Below are 6948 nucleotides of genomic sequence, written 5' to 3'. Positions count from 1 at the left end.
TTCAAGACCGGTGCATTAAACCGCTCTGCCACGCTTCCATGTGCGTAAGAATACAAAGCTTATTCATTTTATTCAAGAAAAATATCATTGCTTTGTGTTCAAGTGCATATTGTTTCATCAATTTTACAATCGAGCAGCTAATTCTGCTCCTTCTTTGATCGCACGCTTCGCATCTAGCTCTGCTGCGAGCTTTGCTCCACCAATAATATGGTAGTTCGCTATAGTCGACTCACCTTCTTTTGGCATCAAGTCTTTTACCGACTCTTGACCTGCACACACTATAACAGTGTCTACGCGTAAAAGCTGATCTTGACCATTGTGCTCAATCCAAAGCCCTTCATCAGTGACAGCTTTATATTGCACACCACGTAACATACGCACACCATGCTTTTTAAGCTGTGCACGGTGTACCCAACCTGAAGTTTTGCCAAGACCAATACCGAGAGGTGTTGTTTTACGTTGTAGTAAATAAATCTCGCGGATTGCTGGTTCAACCACTGGTGGCTGCATACCACCTTCAGAAACATAGTTCGGATCTGGGTCTACACCCCATTCACGTTGCCACTCTGCTAAAGGTTGAGGCTGTGGTTGATGTGGAGGTTTAAGTAAAAACTCAGATACATCAAAACCAATACCGCCAGCACCAATCACTGCGACTTTTTGCCCAACTTCTGCCCCTTTTAAAACTTGAGCATAAGAAAGAACTTGTGGTGCATTGCTTCCTTCAATTTTTAATGCGCGAGGGATTACACCAGTTGCAACAATCACTTCATCAAAACCTTCGCGTTCAAGCTGCTCGCGATTTACGCGAGTATTTAAACGTACATCCACCCCTGTTTTTTCGAGTTGTACTTTGAAGTAGCGAATCGTTTCGTGAAATTCTTCTTTACCCGGCACAACTTTGGCAAAGTTAAATTGACCGCCCACATCTGAAGTTGCTTCAAATAGCGTCACTGCATGGCCACGGCTTGCTGCAACAGTTGCCGCGGACATACCTGCTACACCACCGCCTACAACAGCAATACGTTTTGGCTGTTTAGTCTTTAAATAGACCAGTTCTGTTTCATGGCCTGCACGCGGGTTAACCAAACAAGACACACGCTTATTTTTAAAAGCATGGTCTAAACAGGCTTGGTTACACGCAATACAGGTATTAATTTCATCAACACGGTTAGTCGCAGTTTTATTTACCCAAAATGCATCGGCCAATAAAGGACGCGCCATTTGGACCATATCTGCTTTGCCAGTTGCCAAAATCTCTTCGGCAGTTTCAGGCATATTAATTCTGTTTGACGCAATAATCGGAATAGAAATATGCTGTTTTACATGTGCCGTGTAATCGACAAAAGCGGCACGAGGCACAGACGTTACAATGGTCGGTACACGCGCTTCATGCCAGCCAATACCAGTATTTAATAAAGTTACACCCGCTTTTTCTAAAGCTTTCGCAACAGTCACCACTTCTTGCATGGTGTTACCATCATGCACAAGGTCGAGTAAAGACAAGCGGAAACAAATAATAAATTTCTCACCAACTTTAGCGCGAATCGCTTTAACAATCTCAACTGGAAAACGCATACGGTTTTCAATTTCACCGCCCCAACGGTCCGTACGTTGGTTTACGTGGCTACTTAAAAACTGGTTAATTAAATAACCTTCCGAGCCCATAATTTCGACACCGTCATAGCCTGCTTTTTTGGCAATGTCAGCGCACTGTGCGTAATCTTCTATTGTGCTGAGAATATTTTTTTCAGAAAGCTGGCGTGGTTTAAATGGTGAAATTGGAGATTTAATTGCTGTTGAAGACACAACAAATGGTTGGTAACCATATCGGCCAGCGTGCAAAATCTGCATTAAGATTTTAGAGCCATGTTTATGAACAGCATGGGTTACCAAACGGTGCTGAGGAACATCAAAGAGACTGTTCATGGTTCCACCCGCAGGTGCCAACCATCCCTGACGGTTCGGAGAAATACCACCTGTCACAATCAGGCCAACCCCGCCTTTTGCACGCTCTTCAAAATAAGCTGCCAGTTTTGGGTAGTTAAAAAAACGGTCTTCAAGTCCCGTATGCATGGATCCCATCACCACACGGTTTTTAATGGTGGTAAAACCTAAATGTAATGGTTTTAATAAATTGGCGTAACTTGTCATGCTGCGTCCCAATAGTTTTTTGCAACTTGTTGCATAGTACTTTAATACTTTTTTGATAATTTTGGATGACCCAGAATTATTTTTTATTCGAGATTATGGTCAATCTATATATAAAGAAGACAATCCTATATTTTCTTCAAATAATAAATACCAATCAGAACAAGTGAATTAATGCTTTTTTTGCCAAAAAAAGCACCATGAATAGTGCTACAATAGCCGCCATTCAGAATTCTCGAGACCACCTGTACGGGGTCTTTTTTATAAATGTTAGGATTAGCAATGACTGATAATGCAACTATCTTGCAGCATGTACCAGTAGGCAAAAAAGTTGGGATTGCCTTCTCCGGAGGCCTAGACACTTCAGCTGCTTTATTATGGATGAAACAAAAGGGTGCAGAGCCTTATGCATATACTGCAAACTTAGGCCAGCCTGATGAAGATGACTACGATGCAATTCCAAAGAAAGCAGAACAATACGGCGCTGTAAAAGCGCGCTTAATTGACTGCCGCTTACAACTTGCGCTTGAAGGTATTGCTGCAATTCAGTGTGGTGCATTCCATATCAGTACAGGTGGTGTTCCTTATTTCAATACGACTCCATTAGGTCGTGCAGTAACAGGTACAATGCTAGTTACGGCAATGAAAGAAGATGACGTAAACATCTGGGGTGATGGTTCAACTTATAAAGGTAACGATATTGAACGTTTCTATCGTTATGGTTTGTTGACCAACCCGAATCTTAAAATTTATAAGCCTTGGTTAGATCAAAACTTTATCGATGAACTCGGTGGCCGTGCAGAAATGTCACAGTTCCTGATCGACAACGGTTTTGACTACAAAATGTCAAAAGAAAAAGCGTACTCAACTGACTCAAACATGTTGGGTGCAACTCACGAAGCAAAAGATCTTGAATACTTAAATGCTGGTATCAAAATCGTTGACCCAATTATGGGTGTTGCTTTCTGGAAAGAAGAAGTTGAAATCAAACCAGAAGAAGTAACTGTACGTTTTGAAGAAGGTGTACCTGTTGCGTTAAACGGTCAAACTTTTAACAATCCAGTTGAGCTTATTCTTGAAGCAAACCGTATTGGTGGTCGTCATGGTTTAGGTATGTCTGACCAAATCGAAAACCGTATTATCGAAGCAAAATCTCGCGGTATTTATGAAGCACCGGGTATGGCTCTTCTTCATATTGCTTACGAGCGTTTGGTTACTGGTATTCATAACGAAGATACGATCGAACAATACCGCATTAACGGTTTACGTTTAGGTCGTTTACTTTACCAAGGTCGTTGGTTCGACTCTCAAGCGCTTATGTTGCGTGAAACTGCACAGCGTTGGGTTGCTAAAGCTGTTACAGGTGAAGTGACTCTTGAACTCCGTCGTGGTAATGACTACACCATCATGAACACTGAATCTCCAAACTTAACGTACGAAGCTGAACGTTTAACAATGGAAAAAGGCGATTCAATGTTCTCGCCTATGGACCGTATTGGTCAGTTGACTATGCGTAATCTCGACATTACCGATACACGTGCAAAACTTGGAATCTATACAGATGCTGGTTTACTTTCAATCGGTCAAGGTTCTGCTATTCCTCAATTAGACAGTAAGAAAAAATAATTTTCTTATAACGTCAAAAAAGGCCACCTATTAAGGTGGCCTTTTTATTTTTAATAATTTATTTAGACAATTTCAGCGACTTGTAAAGGCTGATAATAAATCTGGTTACGCCCAAGCTGCTTAGCCCGATATAAAGCTTGATCAGCGGCATGAATTAAATTTTCCTGTGTGACTTTTAAGCCTTCGGTATAGACAGTAAAACCCAAACTAATCGTTACATGCGTAGAGACCAAAGATGCAGCATGAGGAATCGCTTGACGCTCAATCGCTTTATAAATATTGGCAGCCACAGCATAAGCACCTTGAGCAGGTGTTTTTGGCAAAAGAACCACAAACTCTTCTCCGCCATACCGGGCAACAAAATCCACATGACGAATCGAATTCTTAATTGCAGAGGCAATAGACGAGATGACCTTGTCCCCCATCTGGTGCCCATAAAAGTCGTTATAGTTTTTAAAAAAATCGATATCAATGAATAAAACGGCCAATGGACGTTGTTCTTGTTTTGCCCGATAGTAAAAGAAGTCGAACATCTCATCGAAAGTACGTCGATTAGAAATTTTAGTGAGTGCATCTTGCTGACTTAAATGAAGCAACTCAGATGCCTCAATACGCAAAATCTTTTCGTTAAGCTCAGCAAGCTGATTATTTAAAAAAAGACTTCTTTCTCTAGACGTAAGCATCGTACTAATTGAAAAACCTAAAATACAGCTACCAAACAATGCCCGCCCCAAAGCAATATAGTCACAATTCGCTTGCAATAAAATCAATGAAGAAAAAACAAAAATTGCTGCTGTTAAACCCACATAAAGCATATGTAGAGGCTTTATACCGCTCAAAATAAAACCGAGCATATATAAAAAAGAAAGTAGCAACATTGACTGATTTTTAAGAGCGACATTTCCTACACTCAGCAGTAACATTGCATTGAAAATGATGGTAAAAAATACAATCCCACACGCAGCGATGTAAAAATATTCAGTGAGTTTTTTAAACTTGGCAAAAACCCAAAATAGCAGCAGCGCACAAGCAATATTAATTGCACTCAATAAGCAGTAAATAAAGTCCCAAGTAATGTAAGGTACACCGATCACCAAGTAGTCTGTAGGGAGCGCTAATAAAATAAAAATTAGATAGGTGAGAACGCCACTTGCTAAAAACTTTGAAATATTTTGTTTAGTTCGTTCAAGATTTAAGCACCAGAACTTTTTTTCTAATTGATGAGGCAATGGTGTATTGGCATAACGATGGGTATGTAAAGTTACCAGATATTCTATTTCTTCTTTTGCTTTGAGTAATTCCTGTACATTTCCCCTATTTACCACTACCCGATTCCTACCTCTTACACATTAACAAAATATAACATTATTTTTTGAGGCCTCTTGCGCTTTATTTTGCCATTTGTCCGTAATTCTCGTTACCATTTTCACACTTTATCGATTATCATTTGTTTTATTTCGAAGTTTGAACTGCCTTGGACTCTATTACCCTGCTCCAGCCAGATGACTGGCATGCACATTTACGTGATGGTTTAGCATTAAAACGTACTGTACCTGATTTGGCTAAACAGTTTGCTCGTGCGATCTGTATGCCAAACCTTGTTCCACCAGTAAAGACTGTGGAAGAAGCGCTGGCTTACCGTGAACGTATTCTTGCTCATGTTCCAGAAGGTCTCAATTTTGACCCGCGTATGGTGCTTTATTTTACTGACTTCACCTCACCAGATGAAGTTCGTAAAATTAAAGAATCTGGACATGTAAATGCAATTAAACTTTACCCAGCGGGCGCAACCACCAATTCTGATAATGGTGTGAGTGATATCCGTAAGGTTTATGCAGTTATTGAACAATTAGAAGAACATCAAGTTCCGTTATTACTTCATGGTGAAGTAACTCATAACCATGTCGATATTTTTGACCGTGAAAAGCGTTTCCTTGACGAAGTACTCAACCCACTCTTAAAACAGTTTCCAAAACTTAAAGTGGTACTTGAGCACATTACAACAAGCGATGCGGCTCATTTTGTTTTAGAGCATGATCGTAATGTTGCGGCAACAATCACTCCTCAGCATTTATTATTTAACCGTAATGATATGTTGGTCGGTGGTATTAAACCGCATTTTTACTGTTTGCCAATTTTAAAGCGCCAAACACATCAAACAACTTTGCTTGAAGTTGCAACGAGTGGTAACCCTAAATTTTTCTTGGGTACAGATAGCGCTCCTCACTCACAAAATGCAAAAGAAAATGCGTGTGGCTGTGCGGGCTGTTATAGTGCACCTAATGCAATTGAGCTTTATGCCCAAGCATTTGACCAAGTGGGTAAATTAGAGCGCTTAGAAGGTTTTGCTAGCCATTTTGGCGCAGACTTCTACGGTCTACCACGTAATACTTCTACCATTACATTGGTAAAAGAAGATAACCTTGTCCCAGAATCTTTTGATTATTTAGATGATCAAAAAATTATCCCGCTGCATGCCGGGAAAACGCTGCAATGGAGAAAAGTGTGACACAAGAAACCTCTGTCCCGGTCATTGGCCAACGTTTTCGTGGCTTCTTACCTGTTGTTGTTGACGTTGAAACGGCAGGTTTTAATGCCCAGACAGATGCATTGCTAGAAATTGCGTGCATTCCAATTGTGTATGATGCTCAGGGACAATTTGTCCCTGGTCCAGCATTTCATGCGCACATTAACCCGTTTGAAGGGGCTAACCTCGACCGTCGTTCGCTAGACTTTATCGGTATTGATCCATTCAATCCAATGCGTATAGCAATGGCTGAAGATGAACGGACTGCATTACGCCGTATTTTTAAGTCGGTCAATGAAGTTCGTAAACAGCAACATTGTACCCATGCAGTATTGGTCGGTCATAACGCCCATTTTGATCTTGGTTTTGTTCAAGCTGCAATTACACGTACAAGCACAAAAAACCAGAATCCATTTCATAGTTTTTCAGTTATGGATACAGTTACTTTAAGTGCTGTTATGTTTGGACAAACCGTCCTAGCTAAAGCCTGCATTCAAGCTGGAATTGAGTTCGATGGTAAAGAAGCACACTCTGCTTTATACGATACTCAGAAGACTGCTGAACTGTTTTGCTATATTTTGAACAAACTGTCTCCTTACCTACTTGACAGTTTGGTGGCGGCTTCTTAAGATACCGCCATCCTC

General features: G+C 40.6%; 5 protein-coding genes. 3 read left to right on the top strand and 2 right to left on the bottom strand.

All coding sequences use genetic code 11. From position 1 onward, the window contains the following. Positions 1-123 precede the first annotated feature (123 nt). Positions 124-2154 carry an NADPH-dependent 2,4-dienoyl-CoA reductase gene (locus tag UC75_RS12005; protein ID WP_049837724.1) on the bottom strand — a complete coding sequence of 677 codons (2031 nt, stop codon included), beginning with the start codon at positions 2152-2154 and terminating at the stop codon, positions 124-126. A 264-nt stretch (positions 2155-2418) separates the two neighbouring features. Here UC75_RS12005 and argG point away from each other — a divergent pair, with 264 nt between their 5' ends. Then, entirely contained in the window at positions 2419-3777 is a 1359-nt protein-coding gene (argG, locus tag UC75_RS12000; RefSeq protein ID WP_009390370.1) for an argininosuccinate synthase, read from the top strand. 62 nt (positions 3778-3839) lie between these two features. Here argG and UC75_RS11995 read toward each other — a convergent pair whose 3' ends face one another. Beyond that, positions 3840-5102 (bottom strand): GGDEF domain-containing protein, encoded by a 1263-nt coding sequence (locus tag UC75_RS11995; protein WP_049837723.1) that lies wholly within the window; start codon positions 5100-5102, stop codon positions 3840-3842. Between the two features lie 149 nt (positions 5103-5251). Between UC75_RS11995 and pyrC the strand changes: the two genes are divergently transcribed. Next, positions 5252-6286 carry a dihydroorotase gene (gene pyrC / locus UC75_RS11990; protein WP_004793881.1) on the top strand — a complete coding sequence of 345 codons (1035 nt, stop codon included), beginning with the start codon at positions 5252-5254 and terminating at the stop codon, positions 6284-6286. Further along, on the top strand, positions 6271-6933 hold the full coding sequence (gene rnt / locus UC75_RS11985; protein ID WP_049837722.1) for a ribonuclease T: 663 nt from the start codon (positions 6271-6273) through the stop codon (positions 6931-6933). The genes pyrC and rnt overlap by 16 nt, the downstream gene beginning before the upstream one ends. Positions 6934-6948 lie beyond the last annotated feature (15 nt).

Origin of the sequence: Acinetobacter sp. V2 (assembly GCF_001188385.1) — a bacterium.
Lineage (GTDB): Bacteria > Pseudomonadota > Gammaproteobacteria > Pseudomonadales > Moraxellaceae > Acinetobacter > Acinetobacter oleivorans.
The sequence above is the reverse complement of the archived record's forward strand: the minus strand, read 5'-3'. Positions and strand labels throughout refer to the sequence as shown.